We start from the raw sequence: 26,602 nt of genomic DNA on the forward strand, positions 1-26,602 counted from the left end.
CGGACAACGGACGGACAAAACCGGGCCCGCGCTGACTTCATTGTAGCCAGTGTGGCGGCTAATGCATCGCGGGCGAACCCTTGCCCGGTCGTCGTGCCGGCTCAGGCACCGACCGGTTCGTCGGCGGCGGGCAGCGGCGCCTGCTCGCCGCGGCGCCAGTAGGCGGGGTTGCCGTAGGTGTTCTTCAGATGATCGATAAACAGCCGCACCCGCAGCGGCAGATGCTTGCGCTGCGGAAACACCGCATGGATGCCGATCGGCGGCGCCTGGAATTCGTCGAGCACCGTCACCAGGCGCCCGGTCGCGATCTCGTGGCCGACCTCCCACCACGAGCGCCACGCCAGCCCATGCCCCTGCAGGCACCAGGCATGCAGCACCGCGCCGTCGGTGCATTCCATATTGCCGCCGACCTTGACCGTGACCGGTCGTCCATCCTGCTGGAACACCCAGCCGCGCTGCACGTTGGCACTGGCGCCGAAGGCCAGGCAGTTGTGCGCGGCGAGCTCTTCCGGCAGCTGGGGCGTACCGCGCCGCGCGAGATACGAGGGCGCGGCCACCACCACGCGGCGGTTCTCGGCCAGCCGGATCGACACCAGGCTCGAATCGGGCAGGTCGCCCAGGCGAATCGCGCAATCGAAGCCCTCGTTGACCAGGTCGACCACGCGGTCCGACAGGTCCAGCGTGATGGTCACGTCCGGATGCGACTCGATGAACAGCGGGACCACCGGCGCCACGTGCTTGCGGCCGAAGCCCGCCGGTGCCGTCACGCGCAGATGGCCGCTGGCCTTGACGCCGCCCGCCGAGACGCTGGCCTCGGCGTTCTGCAGGTCGTTGAGGATGCGCTGGCAATCTTCCAGGAAGGCCGAGCCCTCGAAGGTCAGCGTGATCTTGCGGGTGGTGCGCACCAGCAGCTTGACGCCCAGCCGTTCTTCGAGTGCGTCGATGCGGCGGCCAATGATGGCCGGCGCGACGCCTTCGGCGGTGGCGGCCGCGGACAGGCTGCCGCGCGAGGCGACCGAGACGAAGGTCGCCAGTTGCTTGAAATGATCCACGTGTCCCCGACGTTTTGCGGCTGCCCGGACACAAAGCGATCTTGGCGATACGTGCCGGTCAGCGGATGGCAGGGTCGGAGCCGATATTGGTTTCGGATCTTCCGACGGTTCGCCAAGATTAGTAGGGCAAAAGTAAAAGATCAAGTGACCCGGGTCGGCTATGCCGCGCTGCAGCGCGTGCCTACAATGCTCGGAATTCGTGGTACGCCGGCCCTGCGCCGCGGCCGCAAAACCTGGTCCTTGCCCGCTATGAACCCGATCCGCGCCGTCGTCTTCGATGCCTATGGCACGCTGTTCGACGTGTATTCCGTCACGGCGCGCGCGGAGCAGCTGTTTCCCGGCAAGGGCGAGGCGCTGGCGCTGCTGTGGCGCGACCGCCAGATCGACTACACGCGGATCCGCACCCTGGCCGCGCCGGACGGGGCCTGGTACAAGCCGTTCTGGGCGATCACCGTCGACGCGCTGCGCTATGCGGCGCAGCGGTTGGCGCTGCGGCTCGATGCCGCGGCCGAGGCGCAGCTGCTGAAGGAATACGCCTGCCTGTCGGCCTTTCCGGAGAACCTGGGCGCGCTGCGCCGCCTGCGCGCGGCCGGGCTGCCGCTGGGCATCCTGTCCAACGGCAATCCGGAGATGCTCGACATCTCGGTCAAGAGCGCCGGCATGCAGGGCCTGTTCGACCATGTGCTGTCGGTCGACGCGGTGCGCCAGTACAAGACCGCGCCGGCCGCCTATGCGCTCGGTCCCGCGGCCTTCGGCGTGCCGGCGCACGAGATGCTGTTCGTCTCGTCCAACGGCTGGGACGCATGCGGCGCGACCTGGTTCGGCTACACCACGTTCTGGATCAATCGTGCCGGCCACCCGGCGGAGCGGCTCGACGCCGAGCCGAGCGGGACCGGGCACGACATGAACGACCTGCTCGATTTCGTGCGCGCACGCGGCATTGCCGTCGCGCAGGGATGAAGAGGGCAGGCATGGCACAACCCCCATCGATCACAGGAGAACATTGATGGCCATCACGTTGCCTGCGGGCATGAAGATTACCGGCGAAATCCTGCCGGCCTACGAAGATATCCTCACGCCGGAAGCGCTGGCCCTGGTGGACAAGCTGCACCGCGCCTTCGAGCCGCGCCGCCAGCAGTTGCTGGCCGCGCGCGTCGAACGCGCCAAGCGCCTGGACGCGGGCGAGCGCCCCGACTTCCTGCCGGAGACCAAGTCGATCCGCGAAGGCGACTGGAAGATCGCGCCGATCCCCAAGGCGCTGGAGTGCCGCCGCGTCGAAATCACCGGCCCGGTCGAAGCCAAGATGGTCATCAACGCGTTCAACTCGGGCGCGGACAGCTACATGACCGACTTCGAGGACTCGAACACCCCGAACTGGCACAACCAGCTGCAGGGCCAGGTCAACCTGAAGGCCGCCGTGCGCCGCACGCTGACGCTCGAGGCCAAGGGCAAGGTCTACAAGCTGAACGACAAGATCGCCACGCTGCAGGTGCGTCCGCGCGGCTGGCATCTGGACGAGAAGCACGTGACCATCGACGGCCAGCGCGTGTCGGGCGGCATCTGGGACTTCGCGCTGTTCCTGTTCCATAACGCCAAGGAGCAGATCGCGCGCGGCGCCGGTCCGTTCTTCTATCTGCCGAAGATGGAAAGCCATCTCGAGGCTCGCCTGTGGAACGACATCTTCGTGATGGCGCAGAACGAGATCGGCCTGCCGCAGGGCACCATCAAGGCGACCGTGCTGATCGAGACGATCCTGGCCGCCTTCGAGATGGAAGAGATCCTGTACGAACTGCGCGAGCACAGCGCGGGCCTGAACGCCGGCCGCTGGGACTACATCTTCTCGTGCATCAAGAAGTTCAAGACCGACAAGAACTTCTGCCTGGCCGACCGCGCCAAGGTCACGATGACCGCGCCGTTCATGCGCGCCTACGCGCTGCTGCTGCTCAAGACCTGCCACAAGCGCGGCGCGCCCGCGATCGGCGGCATGAGCGCGCTGATCCCGATCAAGAACGATCCGGAGAAGAACGAGATCGCGATGCAGGGCATCATCGGCGACAAGCGCCGCGATGCGACCGACGGCTATGACGGCGGCTGGGTGGCCCACCCGGGCCTGGTCGAGCCGGCGATGAAGGAATTCGTCGCGGTGCTGGGCGACAAGCCGAACCAGTTCGAGAAGCAGCGCCCGGACGTCAACGTGAGCGCCGCCGACCTGCTGAACTTCCAGCCGGAAACGCCGATCACCGAAGGTGGCCTGCGCATGAACATCAACGTGGGCATCCATTACCTGGGCGCCTGGCTGGCCGGCAACGGCTGCGTGCCGATCCACAACCTGATGGAAGACGCCGCCACCGCCGAGATCTCGCGTTCGCAGGTCTGGCAGTGGATCCGGTCGCCCAAGGGCGTGCTGGAAGACGGCCGCAAGGTGACCGCCGAGATGGTGCGCGCGCTGATTCCGGAAGAGCTCGCCAAGGTCAAGGAAGTGGTCGGTGGCGACACCAAGACCTACGACCGCGCCGCGGAGATCTTCGAGCAGATGTCGACGTCGGAATCGTTCGCCGAATTCCTGACGCTGCCGCTGTACGAGGAGATCTGAGTCTGAACGCCGTCCCCGCCCGCGCGGGGGACGGCTGCCATCTCGACTCGAAAGCCCCCAAGCCCGCATCCGCGGGCTTTTTGCTTTGCGGGATGCGGCCCCGGCGCGGGGCCTTCATAATGGCGGCTTGAGCAAGAGGGAGAATCAAGTTGCGCTTCGAGCATCTGGTAGAGATCAATGACCCCAACATGCCGGCGCTGGACCCGCTGACGGCGGACCAGGTCTGGCAGGGGCTGGTGCTGCGCGGCCAGTCGCCGGAGCTGTTCGTGCTGGGCCTGGACCGCGCCGAAATCACGGGCCGCGGCGACGACTGGATCGAGCGCGTGCTGCATTTCGGCAAGGCCGAGGTGCGCGACCGGGTCGTGTTCGAATCGCGCCGCTCGGTCCGTTACGAGACCGCCGCCACCGCCGACCATGCCGGCGGCACGCTGACGATGACCATCGAGACGCCCGGCCCGGGCGCGCTGCTGCTGCGCTTCACCTACGAGACCACGATGCCGGCGGTCGACGCCAGGGGCGACGACCGCTACGCCGAGATCGTCAAGTCGGCCTATCACGAGGCCGATCTCGATACGGTCCGCAAGATCCGCGAACTGGCCAGCACCGGCAGGCTCGGGTGAGCGAGGATTCCTTGCCGCCGCGCGGCGGCGACGGTCCCGCGCGCAGCGCCCCGACGCGCGCGCAGCTGCGCGAGCGCTACGGCGACAAGCTGCGCTGGCTGGTGCTGGTCACGCTGATGATCGGCACGATGTCGTCGATCGTGTCGTCGACCATCGTCAATGTCGCGGTGCCGGACCTGAGCCGGCATTTCGGCCTGGGGCAGGAACGCGCGCAATGGGTCGCGGCCAGCTTCATGATCGCGATGACGCTGGCGATGCTGCTGACCCCGTGGCTGCTGAACCGCTACGGCCTGCGCCGCACCTTTCTCGGCGCCGCCGTGCTGCTCGGCGGCGGCGGGCTGGTCGGCGGCTTCTCGCCCAGCTATGGCGTGATGATCGCGATGCGCGTGGCCGAAGGCGTCGCCGCGGGCATCATGCAGCCGCTGCCGAACATCCTGATCCTGCGCGTGTTCGAGGAGCGCGAGCAGGGCCGGGCGATGGGCATGTTCGGCTTCGGCGTGGTGCTGGCGCCGGCGCTGGGGCCGAGCCTGGGCGGCTTCCTGGTGGAATCGTTCGGCTGGCGCTCGATCTTCTTCGTGGTGGTGCCGCTGACCATCGTCGCCGGACTGATGGCGCGCCGCTTCATGGCGATCGATTCCGCGATGATGGGCGAGCGCAAGCCGCTCGACTGGCAGGGCCTGGCGCTGGCCGGCGTCGCCACCGTGATGCTGCTCAACGGCCTGGTCGAGCTGCGCGAGGACACCGTCACCGGCCTGCTGCTGTCGGGCCTGGGCGTGCTGCTGCTGGTGCTGTTCGTGCTGTGGCAACTGCGCGCGTCGGACCCGCTGATGAACATGCGGCTCTACAGCTATCGGCAGTTCTCCGCCGGCGCGGTGGTGGCCTTCATCTATGGCGCCGGGCTGTTCGGTTCGACCTATCTGCTGCCGGTCTATATGCAGATGGCGCTGCAGTACTCGCCGTCGCAGGCGGGCTTCGTGCTGCTGCCGGCGGGGGATCGCGCTGGCCGTGACCATCGCCGCGGCCGGCCGGCTGACCAGCCGCGTGCCGCCGCATATCCAGGTGTCGGTGGGGCTGGCGCTGCTGGCCGCGTCCTTCCTGCTGATGGCGCTGGGCTCGCTGACGACGCCCTATGTGGTACTGATCGCGCTGGCGGTGCTGGGCCGCGTCGGCCTGGGCTGCATCCTGCCGTCGCTGTCGCTGGGCGCGATGCGGGGCGTCGATTTCTCGCTGATCGCGCAGGGCTCCAGCGTGATCAACTTCGTGCGGCAGTTGGGTGGTGCCATCGGCGTCAGCTTGGCCGGGGTCGGCCTGCAATGGCGGCTGGAGTCGCACGGCGCGCTGCTGGCCGGCAATCAGGCCGGGGCCGATGCCGCGGCGCGCATCCGCGCGTTCGACGAGACCTTCCTGGCGGTGGGGCTGGTGATCGCGACCGCGATCCTGGCCGCCTGGCGGATCCGGCCGCGGCAGCAGCCGGAGCGGGTGGGGCAGTAGCGCCTGATGAAGTTGCCCCCGCGAAAGCGGGGGCAGCGTAACCGCGTGGTTCGTTTTGAAGCCACCGTGTCGCCGCCTGCGCGAAGACGGCAGCGCGGCGCTGGTTCAGCTGGCCGCGCCCGACTTCAGTTCCTCCACCAGCTCGATGTACTTCTGCATTGCCTCTTCCTGGCTGGTGCCCTTCAGCGTTTCCCACGCCTCGAACTTGTAGCGGCCGACGAAGTCGGTCATGCCGGGCTTGTCGCCATGGACGTCGCCCTCGCTGCCTTGCTTGAACAGCGCGTACAGGCGCAGCAGCGTCATGTTGCTGGGGCGTTCGGGCAGTTGCTTGACGTCGTTCTGCGCTTGCTCGAAGCGCTGTTGCAGGTCGCTCATGGGGACTCCGGGACGGTAAGGGAGATGGACCCGCGATGATAGCCCCGCCGGCCGCCAAACCCGCCCGGAAAAAACCGAGGGCGGCTTCGGTTCGGCGGCCAGCGGATACAATCGCGGCATGTCATGGATTCTTGCCGTTGAAACCTCCACCGAGTGGTGTTCGGTCGCGCTCGGACAAGCCTCGCCGACCGGCGGCCTGCGTTGCCTGGCCCGCCACGAACAGACCGGTCCGCGCTCGTCGGGCCGGGTCCTGCCCGCCGCGGGCGAGCTGCTGGCCGAGGCCGGCATCCGTCTGGCCGACTGCGCCGCGATCGCCTTCGGCGCCGGCCCGGGCTCGTTTTACCGGCCTGCGCACCGCCTGCGGCATCGCCCAAGGGCTGGCCTTCGGCGCCGATCTGCCGGTCGTCCCCGTCAACACGCTGATGGCCTGCGCCGAACGCGTGCGCGGGGTGTCCGGGGCCGCGCTGGAGGGCGACACCGCGGCCGAGCCGCTGCCCGCCGGCGTGCCGGTGCTGGTCGCGCTCGACGCGCGCATGGACGAGGTCTACACCGCGCTGTTCGAGTGGGATGCGGTCCGCGGCGAATGGCAGGAAGCCGGTCCGATGCGCGTGGCCGCCCCCGAGGCGGTGCAGGCCCCGGCCGGGCCGTTCTGGCTGGCCGGCAACGGCGCCTCCGTCTATGGCGAACGCCTGCACGCCGCCGCGCAGGCCGCGCGCACGATTGCCGGCGCGATGCCGCACGCGGCCGCCGTGGTCGCGCTCGCGCAGCGCGCACTGGCGCGCGGCGAGACCGTGGCCGCCGCCGATGCCGCGCCGCTGTATCTGCGCGACAAGGTCGCCCAGACCGTGGCCGAGCGCCAGGCCGCGGCGGCGGGGCGCGCGTCGCTGGCGGCCACCGGAGAACGGCAATGAGCGCCGCGCTCGGCGACAGCCGCACCCGCGCCGCCGCCTGGCCCGCGGTGCCCGACATGCCGACGCTGCCGGGCGGCTGGGCGCTGGCGCGCATGAGCGCGCGCGACCTCGACGCGGTGGTCGATATCGAGCAGCGCGCCTACAGCCATCCGTGGACGCGCGGCAATTTCGAGAACTCGGTCAAGGCCGGCCATATCGGGCTGACACTGCGCGACCCGGCCGGCAAGCTCGCCGGCTACGCGGTGCTGATGCCGGTGGTCGACGAGATGCATCTGCTCAATATCACGATCGAGCCGGCGCGCCATCGCCAGGGACTCGGCAAGCTGCTGCTGGCCGTGGCGCTGGCCACCGCGCATCAGCATCGGCTGCCCAATGTGCTGCTCGAAGTCAGGCCGTCGAATACCGCCGCGCTGGCGCTGTACGAGGCCGCCGGTTTCGAGACGATCGGCCGGCGCAAGGGCTATTACCCGGCCGCCGACGGGCGCGAGGATGCGCTGGTGCTGCGCCGCCGCTGGGGGAACGGAGCAGGGCACGGAGCAGGATGGGCAGCAGGGCGGCCCGCGGGGGGGCATCGGCATGAACCGGCGCGCGCTGTTTCTCGAAGCGCTCGGCATCGGCACCGAATGGGTGCCGCGCCATGCCGAAGCGGTGCAGGCCGAGCCCGAGTCCACGTCGGCATTGGCCGACGCCGTGAGCCACGACGCGCCGAGCCACGAAGGGCCGAGCCGTGAAGCCTTGGGCCGTGAAGCGCCGAGCCGCGAACTACTTAGCCGGGAGGCGCCGACCAACGAAGCGCCGAGTCGTGAAGCGTTGGGCCGTGAAGTGCTGAGCCAGGAAGCGCAGGGCCATGAAGCGGCAAGCGCGATGGCCGCCGCCGCGCCGGCGCCCCGCCAGCCGGCCATCCCGGTCGTGCCGATCATGCAGAGCGTGCCCGACGATGGCCTGCCGCTGTCGGAAGGCCAATCCATCGCCGCGCCCGCCGACGACCTCTCCACGCTCGACTGGCAGGCGCTGGAAGCGCGCGTCGCCGGCTGCACGGCCTGCCAGTTGTGCAGCACGCGGACCCGCACGGTGTTCGGCGTCGGCGACCGCGAGGCCGACTGGATGCTGATCGGCGAGGCCCCGGGCGAGAACGAGGACCGGCAGGGCGAGCCCTTCGTCGGCCAGGCCGGCAAGCTGCTCGACAACATGCTGGCGTCGCTGCAGCTGGCGCGCGGGCGCAATGTGTTCATCGCCAACGTGCTCAAGTGCCGGCCGCCCGGCAACCGCAATCCCGAGCCGGCCGAGGTCGAGCAGTGCGAGCCCTTCCTGCGCCGGCAGATCGCGCTGGTGCGTCCGCGCCTGATCGTCGTGCTGGGCCGTTTCGCTGCGCAGACGCTGCTGCGCACCACCACGCCGATCAGCAAGCTGCGCGGCACGGTGCATCGCTACGAGGGCATCCCCGTGGTGGTGACCTATCACCCGGCCTATCTGCTGCGCACGCTGACCGACAAGGCGCGCGCCTGGGAAGACCTGTGCCTGGCGCGCGATGTCTATCGGCAGAACGACCCGGCCGCTCCGGCCGATCTGCTCGACTCCCCACGGGCCGGCGCTGCCGGCGACGGCGATGCGGGAGCCGGTCACTGAACTGGCCGGCGCCGGCGCGACCACGGCCGAGCCGCTGTGGCGCGCCGCCACGTCGGCGCGCGTGCGGGATCTGGCCTGGTGCACGCTGGCGCCGCCGCTGCTGAGCGCCTTGCCGCGCGATTTCGCCGCGCTGGCCGAATTCGGCGGCGCCGCGCTGGCGAGCTGGCCAACCGGGGCGATCGCTGCCTGGCAGCGCTGGCTGGCGAGCGCCGATCCGGATTTACTGCCACCGACCATCGAGGAACTGTCCGCCTTGCCCGGCGCGGTCCAGGCGCTGGCCCCGGCCGCGCGCAGCCTGCGGCTGGGCCGGCATGCCGAACGGCTGCTGCATTTCGCGCTGCAGCATGGCGAGGGCATCGAGCTGGTCGCCTCCAATCTGCCGGTGCGCCGGCACGGCGCGCACGGCGTGCAGACGCTGGGCGAGCTGGACTTCGTCTGGCGCGAGACGTCGACCAGTGCGGCCAGTGCAAACGCCGCAGAACCGACACAGGCCGGACAGGCTGGCCAGCTGGTGCACTGGGAGATGGCCGCCAAGTTCTATCTGCTGGTGGAGCCGGGCAGCGATGCGTCGCACGCGGCGGCGCCCGTCGAGCGCGCCGCGTGGCTGCAGGCCTTCGTCGGCCCGAACCTGGTCGATCGCCTCGGCGACAAGCTGTCGCATATCGTTCGCCGGCAGCTGCCGCTGTCGCGCACGCCGGAGGCCGAGGCGCTGCTGGGTGCGCGCGTCGACCGCAGCGAAATCTATCTGCTGGGCTGGCTGTTCTATCGCGATGGGGTGATGCCGGCCGGCCTGGACGCGTTGGGGCTCAATCCTGCCCATTTGCGTGGCTGGTGGTCGACGCTGGAGCAATGGGCGCAGCGGGTGGCGGCACGCTCGTCAGGCTCATCGGGCTCATCGGGCTCATCGGGCTCATCAGGCTCATCAGGCTCATCAGGCTCATCAGGCTCATCAGGCTCATCAGGCTCGTCAGGCTCATCGGGCTCGTCGGGCTCGTCGGGCTCGTTGGGCTCGCCGGGCTCGTTTGGCTCGTCGGCCTCCGCCTCATCGGTGCGCTGGCACCGGCTGCCGCGTGCCCGCTGGCTGTCGCCGGCGCTGGTGCCGGAGCAGGACACCGAAGCATTCGAAACCCTGCGCGACGCGCTGGCCGCGCGCTTCGCCGAGCCGCATCGCGACCTGGCCTGGCGGCGCGAGTCGCCGGTGATGATCTGCGAGATGGAGCCGGCCGGCGCCTCGGCGCCGGGCTGGTGGCGCGAGCGTTCGCGCGGGTTCGTGGTGCCGCCGGGATGGGAGGAGAGGGCGCGGCAGCGGGTCGCGCAGCCGCCGCGGTACTGAGGGCGGAGCGCCGTCCTGGGGCCGGCGCTGCGTCGGTGGTACCTGTGTCGTTGGTGCCTGCCCTGGTGGGAGCGGCCTCGGCGGCATCGGTGTCGGCGGTACCGGCCCCGGAGGTACCCGTCCCGATGGCCCCTACCTCCGTGGTGCCTGCCTCGGCGGTACCTGCCCTGGTGGTTCCGGCCTCAGTGGTGCTTGTCCTCGCCGATCATCGCCAGCGAGTTGTACAGACGGACATTCTTGCGATGCTGGCGCATCACCAGCAGCATGGTGCCGCAGACGAACATGCCGAAGGCGATGATGACGATGCCGATCGGCACGTTCAGCTTGATCAGCAGCGCGTACAGGCACAGCATCAGCAGCACCGAGACGTTCTCGTTGAAGTTCTGCACCGCGATCGAGTGGCCCGCCGACAGCAGCACGTGGCCGCGATGCTGCAGCAGCGCGTTCATCGGCACCACGAAGTAGCCCGACATGCCGCCCACCAGCATCAGGAACACGTAGGCGATCGCCATGTACAGCGGCATCCGCATGCCCAGTATGTCGAGCGCGACATCGGGCATCGCGTCCTTGGTGTAGAAGGCCATCAGCATCACGATCGCGCCCATCGCCACGCCGAACGGCAGCACCGACAGCGACTTGCGCAGCGGGATGCGCATCGCCGCCATGATCGCGCCGACGGCCACGCCGACCGCCACCACCGCCTGCAGCAGCGCGCCTTGCGACAGGTTCAGGCCGAGCGACTTTTCCGCCCACTTCAGCACGATGAACTGCAGCGTCGCGCCGGCGCCCCAGAACAGCGTGGTGACCGCCAGCGAGATCTGGCCGAGCTTGTCCTTCCATAGCGCGGTGAAGCAGTCGGCGAACTCGGCGATCAGCTTGATCGGGTTCTTCTCCTGCTGCGGATAGCGGGCGCCGGTGTCGGGGATGAACAGGTTGAACAGGGCGGCGATCACGTAGAACAGCATGATGACCACCATCGCGGCTTCGGCCGGCGTGTCGATGCCGGTCTCGATCCACGGCAGGTCCATCGCCAGCATCAGGCTCGACACCTTGACCGAGATCAGCGCGCCGCCGACCACCGTGCCGAGGATGATCGAGCCGACCGTCAGGCCCTCGATCCAGCCGTTGGCGGCCACCAGGCGCTCGGCCGGCAGCAGCTCGGTAAGGATGCCGTACTTGGCCGGCGAATAGGCCGCCGCGCCGAAGCCGACCACCCCATAGGCGAGCAGCGGGTGCAACCCGAACATCATGATCGCGCAGCCGCCGATCTTGATCGTGTTGGTGATGAACATCACCTTGCCCTTGGGCATCGAATCGGCGAAGGCGCCGACGAAGGCGGCCAGCACGACATAGGACAGCACGAAGAACAGCTTGAGCAGCGGCGTCATCCACTGCGGGGAGTGCAATTCGGCGAGGAGGGCAATGGCGGCGATGAGCAGAGCGTTGTCGGCCAGCGAAGAGAAGAACTGCGCGGCCATGATGGTGTAAAAACCCTTCTTCATACCTTGGACTCTGTCTCCATCGCGATTTCCTTGCGCTACTGGCGTGCCCGCGCCAACGGCTGTCGGCATCGTGCGGAGGGGGTGAACGGCGGCCGTGCCAAAAGGACGCCCGCGCCTGGTCCGGTTCGGCGTGGCTGGGGCGTGGACGTACCTGACGGGACCCGTCATATTGAATCACTTTTGAAACATGGCCGGAACGTCCGGCTTTATATCACGAAAGTCTTTCAATTCCGAAGAAGGGAAGACCGCAAATTGACCGGGTTTGACCATTCGACGTGGAGCGGATTCCCGGGGGATCGCCGAACCAATGTGGTCAAATAACGGTCTACGCGGTGCCCCTTCGGTGCGCTGCCGCGCGTGGTTGCCAAACGCGGCGCCAAACGTGATGCCAAACGTGGCCCGAACGTGGCCCGAACGTGGCCCGAACGTGGCCCGAACGTGGCCCGAACGTGGCCCGAACGTGGCCCGAACGTGGCCCGAACGTGGCCCGAACGTGGTGCCGAATCCCCGTCGACGTTGCTGCGGACAGTGCCCCGGGCACCACTTCGGTACGCCCGCCCAGGCCGTCGCACGGCAGGGCCCGGCGCGCCGCGAGGCCGCAGTGACGAACCTTCCCTGATCCCATGCCAAGACCGATTCACGCTGTCATCCATCAACCCGCCCTGGCCAACAATCTCGAGGTGGTGCGCCGCCACGCGCCGGCGTCCCGCGTCTGGGCGGTGGTCAAAGCCAACGCCTACGGTCACGGCATCCGCCGCGCCTTCGCCGGCCTGCGCGCGGCCGACGGGTTCGGCCTGCTGGACCTGAACGAGGCCGTGCTGCTGCGTGAACTCGGCTGGCAGGGTCCGATCCTGCTGCTCGAGGGCTTCTTCCAGCCGCAGGACGTGCCGCTGCTCGAGGAATACCGGCTGACCACGGCGATCCACAACGAGGAGCAGCTGCGCATGCTGGAGGTCGCGCGGCCCAAGGGTCCGCTGGCGATCCAGCTCAAGCTCAATACCGGCATGAACCGGCTCGGCTTCGCGCCGGACCAGTACCGCGCCGCCTGGGAGCGCGCCCGTACCCTGTCGGGGAGTGGGCAGCATCGTCCATATGACCCACTTCTCGGACGCCGACGGCGAGCGCGGCATCGCGCACCAGCTGGAGGTGTTCGACGCCACCACGGCCAATCTGCCGGGCGAGGCGAGCCTGTCCAACTCGGCCGCCACGCTGTGGCATCCGGCCGCGCACCGCGCCTGGGTGCGGCCCGGCATCGTGCTGTACGGCGCCTCGCCGAGCGGCCGGCACGCCGACATCGCCGATACCGGGCTGATGCCGGCGATGTCGCTGCACAGCGAACTGATCGCGGTGCAGGAATTGCGGCCCGGCGACACGGTCGGCTACGGCTCGCTGTTCACCGCGGACCGGCCGATGCGGATCGGCGTGGTCGCCTGCGGCTATGCCGACGGTTATCCGCGCCATGCCGCGGGCTGGGGCGACCAGCCGGCGCCGGTGCTGGTCGACGGCGTGCGCACGCACCTGGTCGGCAGGGTGTCGATGGACATGCTGTGCGTCGACCTGACGCCGTGCCCGAAGGCGCGGGTCGGTTCGCCGGTCACGCTGTGGGGCCACGGCCTGCCGATCGACGACGTGGCCGCCGCCAGCGGCACCGTCGGCTACGAGCTGATGTGCGCGCTGGCGCCGCGGGTGCCGGTGACGGTCGCGACGCTGACCGTGCCGGACGCGCCCAGCATGGCCGAGGCCGCGCCGGCCAAGTAGAATCGGCGCCTCGCGGCGCCTTGCAGCACTCGGCAGCACCCCGCAGCACCCCGCAGCACCCGCGGGCCTGTCGGCTGCGCCGCCTCTCCGCTCCCCCGGCCCCAAGGATTCCCGTTGGCAAAGACCAAGACCGCCAAGACCGTTTTACACCTGTACCGAATGCGGCGGCTCCGTGCCGCGCTGGCAGGGGCAGTGCCCGCATTGCCAGCAATGGAACACGCTGGTCGAGAGCGTGCCCGAGGCGCCCTCGGCGCGGCGCTTCCAGCCGCTGGCGGCCTCCGCCACGGTGCAGCGCCTGTCCGAGATCGAGGCGTCCGATGTGCCGCGCTTTACCAGCGGCATCGAGGAATTCGACCGGGTGCTGGGGGGCGGGCTGGTGGCCGGCGGGGTGGTGCTGATCGGCGGCGACCCCGGCATCGGCAAGTCGACGCTGCTGTTGCAGGCGCTGGCGAACCTGGCGGCCAGCCGGCGCGTGCTCTATGTCAGCGGCGAGGAGTCGGGCGCGCAGATCGCGCTGCGCGCCCAGCGGCTCGGCATCGACAGCCCGAGCCTGGGCCTGCTGGCCGAGATCCAGCTGGAGAAGATCCAGGCGACGCTGGACGCGGACAAGCCCGAGGTCGCGGTGATCGACTCGATCCAGACGCTGTACTCGGAGGCGCTCAGTTCGGCGCCGGGCTCGGTCGCCCAGGTGCGCGAATGCGCGGCGCAGCTGACGCGGATCGCCAAGAGCAGCGGCACCACGATCATCCTGGTCGGCCATGTGACCAAGGAGGGGAGCCTGGCGGGGCCGCGCGTGCTCGAGCACATCGTCGACACGGTGCTGTACTTCGAGGGCGACACGCATTCTTCGCACCGGCTGATCCGCGCATTCAAGAACCGCTTCGGCGCGGTCAACGAACTGGGCGTGTTCGCGATGACCGAGCGCGGGCTGCGCGGCATCAGCAATCCGTCGGCGCTGTTCCTGTCGCAGCATGAGCAGACCGTGTCCGGTTCCTGCGTGATGGTCACGCAGGAGGGCTCGCGTCCGCTGCTGGTCGAGATCCAGGCGCTGGTCGATGCGGCGCACGTGCCGAATCCGCGCCGCCTCGCGGTCGGCCTCGAGCAGAACCGGCTGGCGCTGCTGCTGGCCGTGCTGCACCGCCACGCGGGCATCGCCTGCTTCGACCAGGACGTGTTCCTCAATGCGGTGGGCGGGGTCAAGATCACCGAGCCGGCGGCCGACCTGGCCGTGCTGCTGTCGATCCATTCGTCGATGCGCAACAAGCCCTTGCCGCGTGGGCTGGTGGTATTCGGCGAGGTGGGGCTGGCGGGGGAGATCCGTCCGAGCCCGCGCGGCCAGGACCGGCTGCGCGAGGCGGCCAAGCTGGGCTTCACGCAGGCGGTGATTCCCAAGGCCAACGCGCCGAAGCAGCCGATCGAGGGGCTCGAGGTGATCGCCGTCGAGCGGATCGAGCAGGCGATCGAACGCGTGCGCTATCTCGACGGCTGATCGCTGTCCGCCAATCGCCAGGGGCAAAGGGCAAGCGGCTAAGGGCTAAGGACTAGCGGCCAACGGTCCAGGGCCACCAAGGGCCAAGGCGGCGGGCGCCACCGCCCTCAACCGAACACCGAGTCCTCGCACAGCGCCCCGAGCAGCGCCGCGATCAGCACCACCGCCGACACGAACAGCCAGCGCTGCGTGCGGCGGTACTCGGGCACCTGGTCGTCCTCGACCCGCAGCGAACGGAACAGCGCCACCACCTGCAGGCCGGCGGCAAGGCTCAGCGAGACCTCGACCCCCAGCGACACCGGGTTCCACGGGCCGGGGCTCTCGAAGCTCCAGTAGCGCCAGAAGGCCAGCGTAAAGGCCAGCAGCACGGAGATCGCGGTGATGAAGCCCTGGCGGTAGCCGACCGGTACCACCGGCACCGGGGGGATTTCCGGGGTTGGCCGCCGGGCCGCGGCCCACCATGGGCGCCGACGGCGGCGGGGTCGTGCGAAAACGTAGGGCACGAACGTCGTTGCTGCGCACCGCGCGCAGCGCATTGCTCTTCATGGGTACGGTCCTCGATGAAATCAGGGGGTCGAACGCATGGGAACGCATGGGGTTCACGGGGCGTGCCGACGCAATGAAACGGCATTGTTGGCGCGTTCGGCGCCATGGGCAATGCCGAGGTGCCGCGCTGCGGCGATCGGCCGCAACGATGGCCCCAGCGCGTGCAGGGGTCATCGCATCGCTGCGACGCGCGTGGCGCAAAATCGGTAAGATGGCGCCTGTCCGCGATGCCCGGCACGCCGGGGCTTGCGTGCCTCGCCGTCTATTCACGTGGTCTATTCACGCCGTCAATTCACGCCGTCTATTCACGCTGTATTCCTTACCGCTCTGTCGACCGCCACTCCGCCATGCAAGCGAATTCCCGCGCCTACTTCCTGCTGATTGCCATCGTCTCGTTCGGGCTGGTCGGCTACGCCCTCTATCTGCAGCACGCACAGGGCTACCAGCCGTGTCCGCTCTGCGTGATGCAGCGCTTCGCCTTCGTCGCGATCGGCCTGTTCTCGCTGCTGGCGGCGCTGGGGCAGGGCACGCGCACGCTGTGGCAAGGGCTGGCGATGCTGTCCGGCGTCGGCGGCATCGCGGTGGCGGGCTATCACATCTCGCTGCTGCTCGATCCGAAGGCGAGCTGCGGCATCGATCCGCTGGAAAACTGGGTCAACGCGCTGCCGACCGCGCGCGTGCTGCCGCAGGTCTTCTATTCGGACGGCCTGTGCACCGCGCCGCTGCCGCCGGTGTTCGGCATCTCGATTCCCGGCTGGTCGCTGATCTGGCTGGTGGTGCTGACCGGCGTGCTGGCGGTCGGACTGATCCGGCGCGAGCGCAATTACCGTTGAGCGAGCCCGCGCGGCCGCTCGACACCATTCCTGGAGAAACTGGCCGTGTTCCGTTGGTTTGAAAGGCGCATCCACAACTACCCGGATTCGCTTCCCGATACGCCCCCGCAGCACTGGATCGCGTTCATCGTCGATTGCACCGCGGGCGTGCGGCGTTACCTGCTGCTGCTGGTGCTGTGCGCGATGGCGATCGGCATCTTCGAGGCGGTGCTGTTCAGCATGCTGGGCCGCCTGGTCGACTGGCTCGCCGCGGTCAAGCCGCAGGAGCTGTGGTCGACCTATTCGGACCGCCTGCTGCTGCTGGCCGGCATCGTGCTGGCGAGCATCGTCGTGGTCGCGGTCTGGAGCATGCTGAAGTTCCAGACGCTGTTCGGCAATTTCCCGATGCGGCTGCGCTGGAATTTCCACCGGCTGATGCTCAACCAGAGCATGGGCTTCTTCCAGGACGAGTTCGCCGGGCGCGTCACCACCAAGGTCATGCAGACCGCGCTGGCCGTGCGCGACGCGGTGATGACGGTGGCCGATATCCTGGTCTACATCGTGATCTACCTGGTGTCGGCGGCGGTGGTGCTGGCCAATTTCGACGGCTGGCTGCTGGCGCCGTTCCTGCTGTGGGTGGTCGCCTATGTCGGCGCGTCGTGGTACTTCGTGCCGCGGCTGGCGCGCGTGTCCGCGCACCAGGCCGACGCGCGCTCGGTGATGACCGGGCGCGTCACCGACGCGTACACCAATATCGCCACCGTCAAGCTGTTCTCGCACTCGCGGCGCGAGGCCAGCTACGTGCGCAGCGCGATGCAGGGAATTCATGCAGCCGGTCTATGCGCAGGGCCGGCTGATCAGCGCCTTCGAGATCGTCAACCACACGCTCATCATGATGCTGATCGTCGCCACCACCGGGCTCGCGCTGTACCTGTGGTCGGCCGGCCAGATCGGCATCGGCGCGGTGGCGGCGGCGACCGCGATGGCGATGCGCCTGAACGGCATTTCACAATGGGCGATGTGGGAGATTGCCGAGCTGTTCGAGCATATCGGCACGGTGCGCGACGGCGTGTCGACGCTGGCGCGTCCCCGGCATATCGAGGACCGTGCCGATGCCGTACCGTTGCGGGTGCCGCACGGCGAAATCCGCTTCGAGCACGTCGGCTTCTCCTACGGCTCCGGCCGGCCGGTATTCGACGACTTCACGCTGACGATCCGCCCCGGCGAGAAGGTCGGGCTGGTGGGCCGCTCGGGCGCGGGCAAGTCGACGCTGGTCAACCTGCTGCTGCGCTTCTATGACGTCGAATCGGGCCGCATCCTGATCGACGGCCAGGATATCGCCGGCGTGACGCAGGACAGCCTGCGCGCGCAGATCGGCATGGTCACGCAGGACACCTCGCTGCTGCACCGCTCGGTGCGCGACAACATCGTCTACGGCCGGCCCGATGCCAGCGATGCCGAGATGATTGCCGCCGCGCGGCGCGCGGAGGCCGAGGACTTCATCCATACGCTGAGCGACCGGGAGGGGGCGGCGCGGCTACGACGCGCACGTCGGCGAGCGCGGCGTCAAGCTGTCGGGCGGCCAGCGCCAGCGCATCGCGATCGCGCGCGTGATGCTCAAGGACGCGCCGATCCTGCTGCTGGACGAAGCCACCAGCGCGCTCGACAGCGAGGTCGAGATCGCGATCCAGCAGAGCCTGTACCGGCTGATGGAGGGCAAGACCGTGGTGGCGATCGCGCACCGGCTGTCGACGCTGGCGGCGATGGACCGCATCGTCGTGCTCGACCGCGGCCGCATCGTCGAGCAGGGCTCGCACCGCGAGCTGCTGCAGCGCGGCGGCCTGTACAGCCGGCTGTGGGCGCACCAGAGCGGCGGCTTCCTGACGGCCGAGGAGGCGTTGCAGGAGTAGGCGGCGGGGCTGCGGGAAAGCCGCCGCGGGGGAGACGGCCGCCGGAAACGGCGGCGGAAAACCAACGCGGGGCAGCAGCGGGAAAGCGGAGGCGGGAAGCGGAGAGGGGAAGCGGAGAAGGGAAGCGGAGAAGGGGAAGCGGAGAAGCGGGCCGGGAAGGGCAAGCGGCGCGAAGCCGCCCGCCTCGTCAGGCGATCTGCTCGATCTGTTCCTGCAGCTCCAGCCAGCGCTCCTCCAGCGTGGCCAGTTCGCCGTCGACTTCGCCCTGGCGCTTGAGCATCTCCAGCAGCCTGGCCTTGTTGGCCTCGGCATAGCTGGCTTCGTCGGCCATGAAGCCGTCGATCTCGGTCTTGGCCTGTTGCAGCACGGCCATCCGCTTCTCGACCTTTTCCAGTTCCTTGGTCAAGGGTTTGCGCAGCTGCGCCAGCCGCTGCCGTTCGTCGGCCTCGGCGCGGCGCTGGTCGCGGCGGTTCTGCGCCGGCACCGCGGCGTCGGCCCCGTTGCTTCCTTCACCGCCATGGGCTCCGTCCGAGCGATGCGCCGCGGCCGCGGCGTTGCGCTTGGCGGCGGCCTGCTGCAGCAGCCAGTCGCGATAGTCGTCGAGGTCGCCGTCGAAGGGGTTCAGGCCGCCGTCGGCCACCAGCATGAACTGGTCGGTGGTGGCGCGCAGCAGATGCCGGTCGTGCGAGACCAGGATCAGCGTGCCCTCGAACTGCGCCAGCGCCATCGTCAGCGCCTCGCGCGTATCGAGGTCCAGGTGGTTGGTCGGTTCGTCGAGCAGCAGCAGGTTGGGCTTCTGCCAGACGATCAGCGCCAGCGCGAGCCGCGCCTTCTCGCCGCCCGAGAACGGTTCGATCGGCGAGGTCGCCATGTCGCCGCGGAAATTGAAGCTGCCGAGGAAGTCGCGCAGTTCCTGCTCGCGCGTATCGGGCGCCAGCCGCGCCAGATGCTGCAGCGGCGAGTCGTGGTCGCGCAGCGTTTCCAGCTGGTGCTGGGCGAAGTAGCCGATCTGCAGGCCCTTGCCGTGGCGCAGCGTGCCGGCCAGCGCCGCCAGCGTGCCCGCCAGCGTCTTGACCAGCGTCGATTTGCCCTGGCCGTTGGCGCCCAGCAGGCCGATGCGCTGGCCGTTCTGGATCGACAACGTCAGGCCGCGCAGGATCGTCACCGGCGGCGGACCCGCGTAGCCGCAGTCGACGGCATCGAGCACCATCATCGGATTGGGCGCGGCATCGGGCTCGCGGAATTCGAACGAGAAGCCGGCCGCCGCATGCACCGGCGCCAGCCGTTCCATCTTCTCCAGCGCCTTGACGCGGCTCTGCGCCTGGCGGGCCTTGGTCGCCTTGGCCTTGAAGCGGGTGATGAACGATTCGAGATGCGCGATCTGCTTCTGCTGGCGCGCGTAGGCGGCCTGCTGCTGCGCCATCTGCTGCAGCCGCAGCGTCTCGAACAGGCTGTAGTTGCCGCCGTAGCGGCGCAGCTGCTGCTGTTCGATATGGACCGTGACGTTGCAGATCGCGTCGAGGAATTCGCGGTCGTGCGAGATCATCACCAGCGTGCCGGGATAGCGCGCCAGCCAGTCCTCGAGCCAGACGATCGCGTCGAGGTCCAGGTGATTGGTCGGTTCGTCGAGCAGCAGCAGATCGGACGGGCACATCAGCGCCTGCGCCAGGTTCAGGCGCATGCGCCAGCCGCCGGAGAAGGCCGCCACCGGCTGGCCGACCTGGGCCAGCGTGAAACCCAGGCCCAGCAGCAGCGCCTCGGCGCGCGAGGCCGCGGTGTAGCCGTCGGCGTCCGCGTAGGCCGCATGCGCCTCGGCCTCGGCGTGGCCGTCGCCGCTGGCCTGCGCGGTGGCGATGGTCTGCTCGATCGCGCGCAGCCGGGTGTCGCCGTCGATCACGTATTCCAGCGCGCTGCGCGCCACCGCCGGCGTTTCCTGCGCGACATGGGCCACGCGCCATTGCGCCGGCACCGCGACGTCGCCGCCGTCCGGATGCAGTTCGCCGCGCAGCAGCGCGAACAGCGTCGATTTGCCGCTGCCGTTGGCACCGACCAGGCCGACGCGCTCGCCGGGGTTCAGCGTCACGCTGGTGTGGTCGAACAGCACCTTGGTGCCGCGCTGGAGTACTAGCTGGTCGATTCGGATCACGAGAGTCTTCTATGGAAAGTCGAGCCCGGCACGGGGCCGGGCAGGGCGCATTTTAGCCCGGGGCGGCGGGCGGCATGGCGCGAGGCTGTCGGGCGCCTGTCGCGCGGCCCACGCCAACGTCTAGCCAACGTCTAGCCAACGTCTAGCCAGGCTCGCCGGGCTTGCCAGGCTTTCGCCCGGCGATTGCGCCGCGATTGCCGGGCCATCGGCGGCTATCGCGTCCGGCGGGTTTTCGCGCGACAATGCGCGCCCCGCCGTCGTTTCGTCGCGGTTTCGCCGTCCTTCGCCGTTTCGCTGTTCCCCAATCAAGGCATGCCCCTCGAGCCCGCTTCCACCCCTCGCCCCGCCTGGACCGCCGTCCGCAAGGATTTCGTCGAGCCGGGCACGCGCTGCGCCGGCTCGGACGTTGGCAGCGGTGTCGGCGCTGGTGTCGGCGCTGGCGTCGCGTCGGCTGGCAGGAAGGGCCACGGCATTGGCTCGGGCCACGCCTATATCCTGCGCGACGCGGCCGGCCACGAGCATGCCTTCGGGCCGGATTGCGCGCTGCGGGTGCTGGGCGGCCCTGGCGCGCTCGACGGCGTGCCGGACTTCACCGCCCGCGCCGCCGGCGCCGGGCCGTGGCGCGACGACGCACGGCCACGGCGCGGCGCGGGCGCCAGCCGCGAGCCGGAACAGGCCCGCCAGCATGCCGCCGCGGTCCGCTATCTGCTGCTGCGCATGGAGAAGGTCGCCGGCGTGCCGCGCGTGCAGCCCAGCGTCCGTTTCGCGCCGTTGGAGCCCTTGTATGCCGCCTATCGCGAGACCGGCGCGCTGACGCCGCAGCAGGCCAGCCGCGTGCTGGCGATCGAGCGCAGCCCATGGACGCCGGCCACGCTCAAGAGCGCCAATCTGCTCGATGTCTACACCGCCTACGTGCAGCTCGAACGCGCGCTGCGCGACGCCGTGCGGCTCGAGCAGCAACGCTTCCTGCGCGGCGTGATGGACTGGCTGGCGCGCCATCTGACGCTGACGCGCGCGCAGGGCGAAGCGGCTGGACTGGCGCTGCATCCGCGTGCCTGGCAGCTGGAGGCGCCGCCGCGGCGCGCGGCGGGCGCCGGGGATGCCGACTGGGAGGGATGACTTGCCGGCGCCTTGCCGGCGCCGACCTATCTGCGCCGACCTATCTGCGCTGACTTATCGGCGCTGACTTATCGGCGCTGACTTGTCGGCGCCGGCTTGCCGCCGCCGGCCTACCGATCGCCGGCCAGATCGAGATCGTCGTACGGCAAGCTGACGTAGATCAGCACCGTCAGCAGCGTGATGAAGAAGCGGAACGCGTCGGGCACGCCGTTCCATTCCTTCGACATCCACATGCCGAACCACTCGCCGCCGACCGACATGAAGGCGACCTGCCAGGTGAGGAAGCCCAGCGTCAGGCCCGCCACCGCCCAGGTCTTGGCGCGATGGAAGGCACGCGGCGATTGCCGGCGCGCGCGCCACAGCGCGATGCCGCCGGCCCAGCACAGCAGCGCGGTGGCGGTCTCCAGCGCGATGATGCCGATATAACCGGCGTGATGCAGTACCGGCGACCGGATGGCGCGGTACATGATGCCGTTGCCGGGGAAGGTCGTGTCCATCAGGAACACATGCTGGACGAAGGCGAAGTTGGTGCCGTAGTCGGTGATGTTGCCGAACGACACCAGCGAGGCGAACAGGGCCATGGCCAATACCGCGGCGATCTTGGAATAACGCACGATCATGTTGACAGTCTCAGGATGAAGGACCGCGAGTCCGCGGGCGGGATGGGCGTGCCAACCCGTGCCGGTCGCGCGACGTGGCGGTCGAAATGAAGGGATCAGGCGGGACCCGGAACGGGCGCGAGGGAAATCCGGCTGGAGATCGGGACTGGTGTTACCTGAGACGCGTGGCGGGCCTGGGAAGCCGCGCCGGCCGCGCTGGATCGATCCAACCTTGTGCGGACGGGATTGTACCGGCTGGCGCGCGGCGGCGGAATGGCGTTTAATGCGGTCATCGATCCTGGTCGCCCCGGAGAGCCGCCGATGCAGCTGCACGATTGCTTTTCAAGCCGCTACGAGGAAGCCCGCGCCAAATTCAGGCTCGCGGCCGAGAACGTGGGCGACGTGCCCACGCCGTTCGCGCATCCCACGCGGCGCGGGGCCGAGGATGAGGAACTGGCGATGGACGTCGCCTGGATCGGCCCGCGCGATGCGCGCCATCTGATCCTGGTCACCTCCGCGATGCACGGCGCCGAGGGCTTCTGCGGCTCGGGCGCGCAGATCGCGCTGCTGCACGATGCCGCGCTGCTGCAGCAATGTGCCAAGGCCGGCGCGGCGCTGCTGCTGGTGCATGCGGTCAACCCCCTACGGCTTCTCGCACATGCGCCGGGTCAACGAGGACAACGTCGACCTGAACCGCAATTTCATGGATTTCACGCGGCCGCTGCCGCAAAACCCCGCCTATGCCGAGGTCGCGCCGCTGCTGCTGCCGGCGCACTGGCCGCCGTCGGAGCAGGACGAGGCCGCGCTGGCGCGTGCGATCGCCGAGCGCGGCATGAGCTGGTACCAGGCCGCCGTCAGCGCGGGCCAGTACGACGATCCGCACGGCATGTTCTATGGCGGGCGCGTGGCTACCTGGAGCAATTACACGCTGCGCCGCATCCTCGCGCGCTACGGCGCGGGACGGACGGGCATGCGCTGGATCGACATCCATACCGGGCTCGGCCCGTGGGGCTATGGCGAGCCGATCTACATGGGGCCGGACGATGTGGCGCAACTGGAGCGGACCCGCGCGATCTGGGGCCAGCACGTGACCTCGATGTACGACGGCTCGTCGACCTCGGCCAATCTGACGGGCCTGGCCTGGCACGCCGTTCCGGATACGCTGCCCGGCATCGACTTTGCCGGCATCGCGCTGGAGTTCGGCACCTTGCCGCTGCCGGACGTATTGCAGGCGCTGCGCGGCGACCACTGGCTGCATCTGCATCCCGACGCCGACAACACGCAGCGCGCGCTGATCCGCCAGGGCATGTGGCGCGCCTTCTATGGCGACGCCGACGACTGGCGCGAAGGGGTAGTCGAGCAGTGCACGACCGCGGTGCGGGCCGCGGCGGCGGCGCTGGCGGCCGGGCAATAAGCCGCGCGCCGCGGCGATCCCGCGCCCGCGCGCTCCTGCGTCCCCGCGCGCCAGCGCTCGCGCGTCACGCCCCAGCGCCGCGGCCGTCCTTACAGGCCCGCAGCCTGCAGCGCCTCGTACGTCAGCAGGAACACCTGCTCCTCGCCGGCGCTGACCGTCAGCCAGACCAGTTCCAGATCGGGGGAAGGCGGCCTCGACATTCTCGAACTCGTTGCCGATCTCGACCACCAGCACGCCGCCGGGGTTCAGGTGGGCGCGTGCGCCGGCCACGATCCGGCGCACCACGTCCATGCCGTCGTCGCCGCCGGCCAGCGCAATGCGCGGCTCGGCCTGATATTCGGCCGGCAGACGCTGCATGGCGCCTTCGTTCACATAGGGCGGATTGCTGAGGATCACGTCGTAGGTGGCGCCGGCCGGAAGCGGCGCGTACAGGTCGCCGTGATACAGGTGGATGCGGTCCTCGAGGCCGTAGTCGGCGACATTGCGGCGCGCCACGTCCAGCGCATCGGCGGAAATGTCGACCGCATCGATGCTCGCGTGCGGCCAGGCCTGCGCGGCCAGGATCGGCAGGCAGCCCGAGCCGGTGCACAGCTCCAGCACCGGGCCAATCGCGTCGATGTCGCTGACCCACGGGGCCAGTCCGTCCTGCAGCAGCTCGCCGATGAAGCTGCGCGGCACGATCACGCGCTCGTCGACATAGAAGCGCTGCCCATGCATGTACGCCTCGTGCGTGATGTAGGCCGCCGGCACGCGCTCGTCGACGCGGCGGCGGATCACCTCCATCACCGCGGCGATCTCGTCGGGCAGCAGCCGCGCGTCGAGGAACGGGTCCAGCGTATCGAGCGGCAGATGCAGCGTATGCAGGATCAGGTAGACGGCCTCGTCGTAGGCGTTGTCGGTGCCGTGGCCGAACGACAGGCCGGCCTGGGTGAAGCGCGATACCGCCAGGCGCAGCAGATCGCGGACGGTGGACAGGGGGAGAGGCGGTGGCCATGGCGAATGAAAGGTCAGGGGTCGGTCGGGGCGGCGCGATGACAGCGGCGCGGTCAGCGCAACGTGACAAGTGCGGCGCGATCGGGGCGGTGCGGTCGCGGAAGACCGCTCAGGCGATCAGCCGCTCCAGCACGCCGCGATAGATGTTCTTCAGCGGCTCGATGAAGCGCACTTCGACGTGCTCGTCGATCTTGTGGATGCTGGCGTTGGGCGGGCCGAACTCGATCACCTGCGGACAGAGCTTGGCGATGAAGCGGCCGTCCGAGGTGCCGCCGGTGGTCGACAGCTCGGTCTGCACGCCCGTCTCGGCGGCGATCGCCGCGGCCAGCGCCTCGGACAGATCGCCGCGCGGCGTCAGGAACGGTTCGCCGCCGAGCGTCCAGTCGATCTGGTAGTCGAGCCCGTGCCGATCGAGGATCGCGTGCACGCGATCCTTCAGCTGCTCCGGCGTGCTGGCCGTCGAGAAGCGGAAGTTGAAATCGATCGTCACGTGGCCGGGGATCACGTTGGTCGCGCCGGTGCCCGCGTGGATGTTCGACATCTGCCAGGTGGTCGGCGGGAAATACTCGTTGCCGTCGTCCCAGCGCTCGCCGACGAGTTCGGTCAGCGCCGGCGCCGCCAGATGGATCGGGTTGCGCGCCAGGTGCGGATAGGCGATATGGCCCTGCACGCCCTTGACGGTCAGCTTGCCGGACAGCGAGCCGCGCCGGCCGTTCTTGACCATGTCGCCCAGCGTATCGACCGAGGTCGGTTCGCCGACCACGCAGTAGTCGAGCCGCTCGCCGCGCGCCTGCAGCGCCTGCACGACCTTGACGGTGCCGTCGTGGGCCGGGCCTTCCTCGTCGCTGGTGATCAGCAGCGCGATCGAACCGGCATGGTCCGGATGGGCCTGCAGGAATTCCTCGATCGCCACCACGAAGCCCGCGATCGACGTCTTCATGTCGGCGGCGCCGCGGCCGTACAGCTTGCCGTCGCGATGGGTCGGCTCGAACGGCGGCGAGGTCCATTGCTCGAGCGGGCCGGTGGGCACCACGTCGGTGTGTCCGGCGAAGGCCAGCAGCTTGCCGGCGGTGCCCAGACGGCCGCGCTTGACGGCCCACAGATTGGTGACGCGGAACGCGTCGGGGCCGCTGACCAGCGATTCGCAGGCGAAGCCGAGCGCGGACAGCCGCGCCTGCAGCACGGCCTGGCAGCCTTCGTCGGCGGGGGGTCACCGACTGGCGGCGGATCAGGTCTTCGGTCAGCGCCAGCGTGGGGTTGGCGGCGGGCGTGGCGGAGGCGTTGGAGGTCATGGGGCGGCGATGGTTAAGCGGGCATTCGGACTGGCGGCGAGCAAACGGAAATCCAGCGGCAATCGAGCGGCAATCGATCGGCAAGCAAACGAGCGGCAGTCCGGCAATCGGCGGGCTCAGCCCTGGAAACGTTCGGCGTACTGATCGGCGGCGAAGCCGACCGCGACCGCGCCGTCATGCTCGAGCACCGGCCGCTTGATCAGCGAGGGGCTGCGCTGCATCAGCGCGATCGCGCCATCGGCGTCCTCGGCCAGGGCCTTGTCGGCGTCCGGCAGCGCGCGCCAGGTGGTGCCCTTCCGGTTGAGCAGCAGCGACAGTGGCACCTGCTTGAGCCAGCGGCGCAGCATCGTCTCGTCGACACCCTGCTTCTTGAAATCGTGGAAGGCGTAGTCGACGCCGTTTGCGTCGAGCCAGGTGCGGGCTTTCTTGACGGTATCGCAGTTCGGGATGCCGTAGAGCTGGACGGTCATGGCGAATGAAGAATGAATCGTTGGCGAGAAAGACGCGAGGCGCGGTGGCGGCAAAGGACGATGACAGCGCTGGCGCGAGCCGTGGCCAGCTTCAGCGCAGCAGCAGATTGATGGCGATCACCAGCGCGGGCAGGCCCAGCGCGAAGCCGGCCATCGCCACCCCGGTCATCAGCCGCAGCCGGCGGTCCAGCCGGGCCGCTTCCTTGCGCAGCGCGTCGATCGTGATCGCATGCTGTTCGGCCAGCAGCTTGACGTTCTCCGCCTGCTGCATCGCGGCCGTTTCCAGCTCGGCGACGCGCGCCGCGAGCTGGCGCGCCTGCTCCTGCGGATCGGCGGCCGGCGTGCCGTCGCCGCCCTCGGCGGGCTCGTCCTTGCGCTTGCTCTTCTTGAGCTTCTCGATGGTCTTGTTGGCCTGCTCGAGAATGGTGGGCAGCAGGGACAGCACGGTGCTGACGGTAGCGGGGGTCCAGGGCCATGAATCGCTTGCGAAGGGGAGGGCACGGGTCACCTCACGTGGAAGCCGGCGCGTTGCGCCGCTCGGGGGCGAGGAG

15 protein-coding genes and 9 pseudogenes are annotated in these 26,602 nt (G+C 69.3%); 14 read left to right on the forward strand and 10 right to left on the reverse strand.

Annotation, left to right across the window (positions count from 1 at the left end):
• Positions 1-101 precede the first annotated feature (101 nt).
• A complete protein-coding gene (locus OJJOAM_RS00210; protein ID WP_149319062.1) occupies positions 102-1,052 on the reverse strand; it encodes a LysR family transcriptional regulator in 951 nt (316 codons plus the stop codon).
• A 249-nt stretch (positions 1,053-1,301) separates the two neighbouring features.
• Between OJJOAM_RS00210 and OJJOAM_RS00215 the strand changes: the two genes are divergently transcribed.
• The 4 genes and pseudogenes from OJJOAM_RS00215 to OJJOAM_RS00230 all read left to right on the forward strand — a co-directional run bounded on the left by OJJOAM_RS00215 (position 1,302) and on the right by OJJOAM_RS00230 (position 5,756).
• Entirely contained in the window at positions 1,302-2,012 is a 711-nt protein-coding gene (locus OJJOAM_RS00215) for a haloacid dehalogenase type II (RefSeq protein ID WP_422648508.1), read from the forward strand.
• A 46-nt stretch (positions 2,013-2,058) separates the two neighbouring features.
• Entirely contained in the window at positions 2,059-3,645 is a 1,587-nt protein-coding gene (gene aceB, locus OJJOAM_RS00220; protein ID WP_265632527.1) for a malate synthase A, read from the forward strand.
• Between the two features lie 149 nt (positions 3,646-3,794).
• Positions 3,795-4,265: an SRPBCC family protein gene (locus tag OJJOAM_RS00225; RefSeq protein ID WP_422648509.1), complete on the forward strand. Its 471-nt coding sequence runs from the start codon at positions 3,795-3,797 to the stop codon at positions 4,263-4,265.
• An 11-nt stretch (positions 4,266-4,276) separates the two neighbouring features.
• Positions 4,277-5,756, forward strand: a pseudogene (locus OJJOAM_RS00230) (DHA2 family efflux MFS transporter permease subunit).
• Positions 5,757-5,861: 105 nt separating this feature from the next.
• On the opposite strand, the gene OJJOAM_RS00235 reads toward OJJOAM_RS00230, so the two are convergent.
• On the reverse strand, positions 5,862-6,131 hold the full coding sequence (locus OJJOAM_RS00235) for an acyl-CoA-binding protein (protein ID WP_149319058.1): 270 nt from the start codon (positions 6,129-6,131) through the stop codon (positions 5,862-5,864).
• Positions 6,132-6,249: 118 nt separating this feature from the next.
• Between OJJOAM_RS00235 and tsaB the strand changes: the two are divergent.
• From tsaB to OJJOAM_RS00255, 4 genes and pseudogenes are all read left to right on the forward strand, one after another.
• Positions 6,250-7,042: pseudogene (gene tsaB / locus OJJOAM_RS00240) on the forward strand (tRNA (adenosine(37)-N6)-threonylcarbamoyltransferase complex dimerization subunit type 1 TsaB).
• Positions 7,039-7,572: pseudogene (gene rimI / locus OJJOAM_RS00245) on the forward strand (ribosomal protein S18-alanine N-acetyltransferase); the annotation flags it as partial. The pseudogenes tsaB and rimI, both read left to right, overlap by 4 nt.
• Before the next feature lie 46 nt (positions 7,573-7,618).
• Positions 7,619-8,668, forward strand: a complete 1,050-nt coding sequence (locus tag OJJOAM_RS00250; RefSeq protein ID WP_422648510.1) for a uracil-DNA glycosylase — start codon at positions 7,619-7,621, stop codon at positions 8,666-8,668.
• Positions 8,649-10,001 (forward strand): DUF1853 family protein, encoded by a 1,353-nt coding sequence (locus tag OJJOAM_RS00255; protein WP_422648511.1) that lies wholly within the window; start codon positions 8,649-8,651, stop codon positions 9,999-10,001. Before OJJOAM_RS00250 ends, OJJOAM_RS00255 begins: the two co-directional genes overlap by 20 nt.
• Before the next feature lie 182 nt (positions 10,002-10,183).
• Here the strand turns inward: OJJOAM_RS00255 and lplT are convergent, their stop codons facing one another.
• Entirely contained in the window at positions 10,184-11,503 is a 1,320-nt protein-coding gene (gene lplT / locus OJJOAM_RS00260) for a lysophospholipid transporter LplT (RefSeq protein WP_422648512.1), read from the reverse strand.
• Between the two features lie 623 nt (positions 11,504-12,126).
• Between lplT and alr the strand changes: the two are divergent.
• Both alr and radA read left to right on the forward strand, forming a co-directional pair.
• A pseudogene (alr, locus tag OJJOAM_RS00265) lies at positions 12,127-13,261 on the forward strand (alanine racemase).
• A gap of 172 nt (positions 13,262-13,433) precedes the next feature.
• Positions 13,434-14,750, forward strand: coding sequence for a DNA repair protein RadA (gene radA / locus OJJOAM_RS00270; RefSeq protein WP_422648513.1), 1,317 nt, complete (start codon positions 13,434-13,436; stop codon positions 14,748-14,750).
• Between the two features lie 107 nt (positions 14,751-14,857).
• Here the strand turns inward: radA and OJJOAM_RS00275 are convergent, their stop codons facing one another.
• Positions 14,858-15,169, reverse strand: coding sequence for a hypothetical protein (locus OJJOAM_RS00275; RefSeq protein ID WP_422648514.1), 312 nt, complete (start codon positions 15,167-15,169; stop codon positions 14,858-14,860).
• Between the two features lie 474 nt (positions 15,170-15,643).
• Here OJJOAM_RS00275 and OJJOAM_RS00280 point away from each other — a divergent pair, with 474 nt between their 5' ends.
• Positions 15,644-16,129, forward strand: coding sequence for a disulfide bond formation protein B (locus OJJOAM_RS00280; RefSeq protein WP_149319051.1), 486 nt, complete (start codon positions 15,644-15,646; stop codon positions 16,127-16,129).
• A gap of 45 nt (positions 16,130-16,174) precedes the next feature.
• Positions 16,175-18,018, forward strand: a pseudogene (locus OJJOAM_RS00285) (ABC transporter ATP-binding protein).
• A gap of 187 nt (positions 18,019-18,205) precedes the next feature.
• Here the strand turns inward: OJJOAM_RS00285 and OJJOAM_RS00290 are convergent.
• Positions 18,206-20,164 (reverse strand): ATP-binding cassette domain-containing protein, encoded by a 1,959-nt coding sequence (locus OJJOAM_RS00290; RefSeq protein ID WP_422648515.1) that lies wholly within the window; start codon positions 20,162-20,164, stop codon positions 18,206-18,208.
• Between the two features lie 312 nt (positions 20,165-20,476).
• On the opposite strand from OJJOAM_RS00290, the gene OJJOAM_RS00295 reads away from it, so the two are divergent.
• Entirely contained in the window at positions 20,477-21,283 is an 807-nt protein-coding gene (locus OJJOAM_RS00295) for a hypothetical protein (RefSeq protein WP_422648516.1), read from the forward strand.
• Between the two features lie 110 nt (positions 21,284-21,393).
• Here OJJOAM_RS00295 and OJJOAM_RS00300 read toward each other — a convergent pair whose 3' ends face one another.
• A complete protein-coding gene (locus OJJOAM_RS00300; protein WP_422648517.1) occupies positions 21,394-21,903 on the reverse strand; it encodes a DUF2165 family protein in 510 nt (169 codons plus the stop codon).
• Between the two features lie 300 nt (positions 21,904-22,203).
• Here OJJOAM_RS00300 and OJJOAM_RS00305 point away from each other — a divergent pair.
• Positions 22,204-23,296: pseudogene (locus OJJOAM_RS00305) on the forward strand (M14 family metallopeptidase).
• Between the two features lie 89 nt (positions 23,297-23,385).
• Here OJJOAM_RS00305 and prmB read toward each other — a convergent pair.
• The 4 genes and pseudogenes from prmB to OJJOAM_RS00325 form a co-directional block, all read right to left on the reverse strand.
• Positions 23,386-24,307: pseudogene (gene prmB, locus OJJOAM_RS00310) on the reverse strand (50S ribosomal protein L3 N(5)-glutamine methyltransferase).
• Between the two features lie 91 nt (positions 24,308-24,398).
• Positions 24,399-25,581, reverse strand: a pseudogene (dapE, locus tag OJJOAM_RS00315) (succinyl-diaminopimelate desuccinylase).
• Between the two features lie 116 nt (positions 25,582-25,697).
• Positions 25,698-26,051 carry an ArsC family reductase gene (locus OJJOAM_RS00320; RefSeq protein WP_422648518.1) on the reverse strand — a complete coding sequence of 118 codons (354 nt, stop codon included), beginning with the start codon at positions 26,049-26,051 and terminating at the stop codon, positions 25,698-25,700.
• 91 nt (positions 26,052-26,142) lie between these two features.
• Positions 26,143-26,527 (reverse strand): annotated as a pseudogene (locus OJJOAM_RS00325) (hypothetical protein).
• Positions 26,528-26,602 lie beyond the last annotated feature (75 nt).

The organism is Cupriavidus sp. H18C1, from assembly GCF_049311595.1.
Classification (GTDB): Bacteria; Pseudomonadota; Gammaproteobacteria; order Burkholderiales; family Burkholderiaceae; genus Cupriavidus; species Cupriavidus cauae.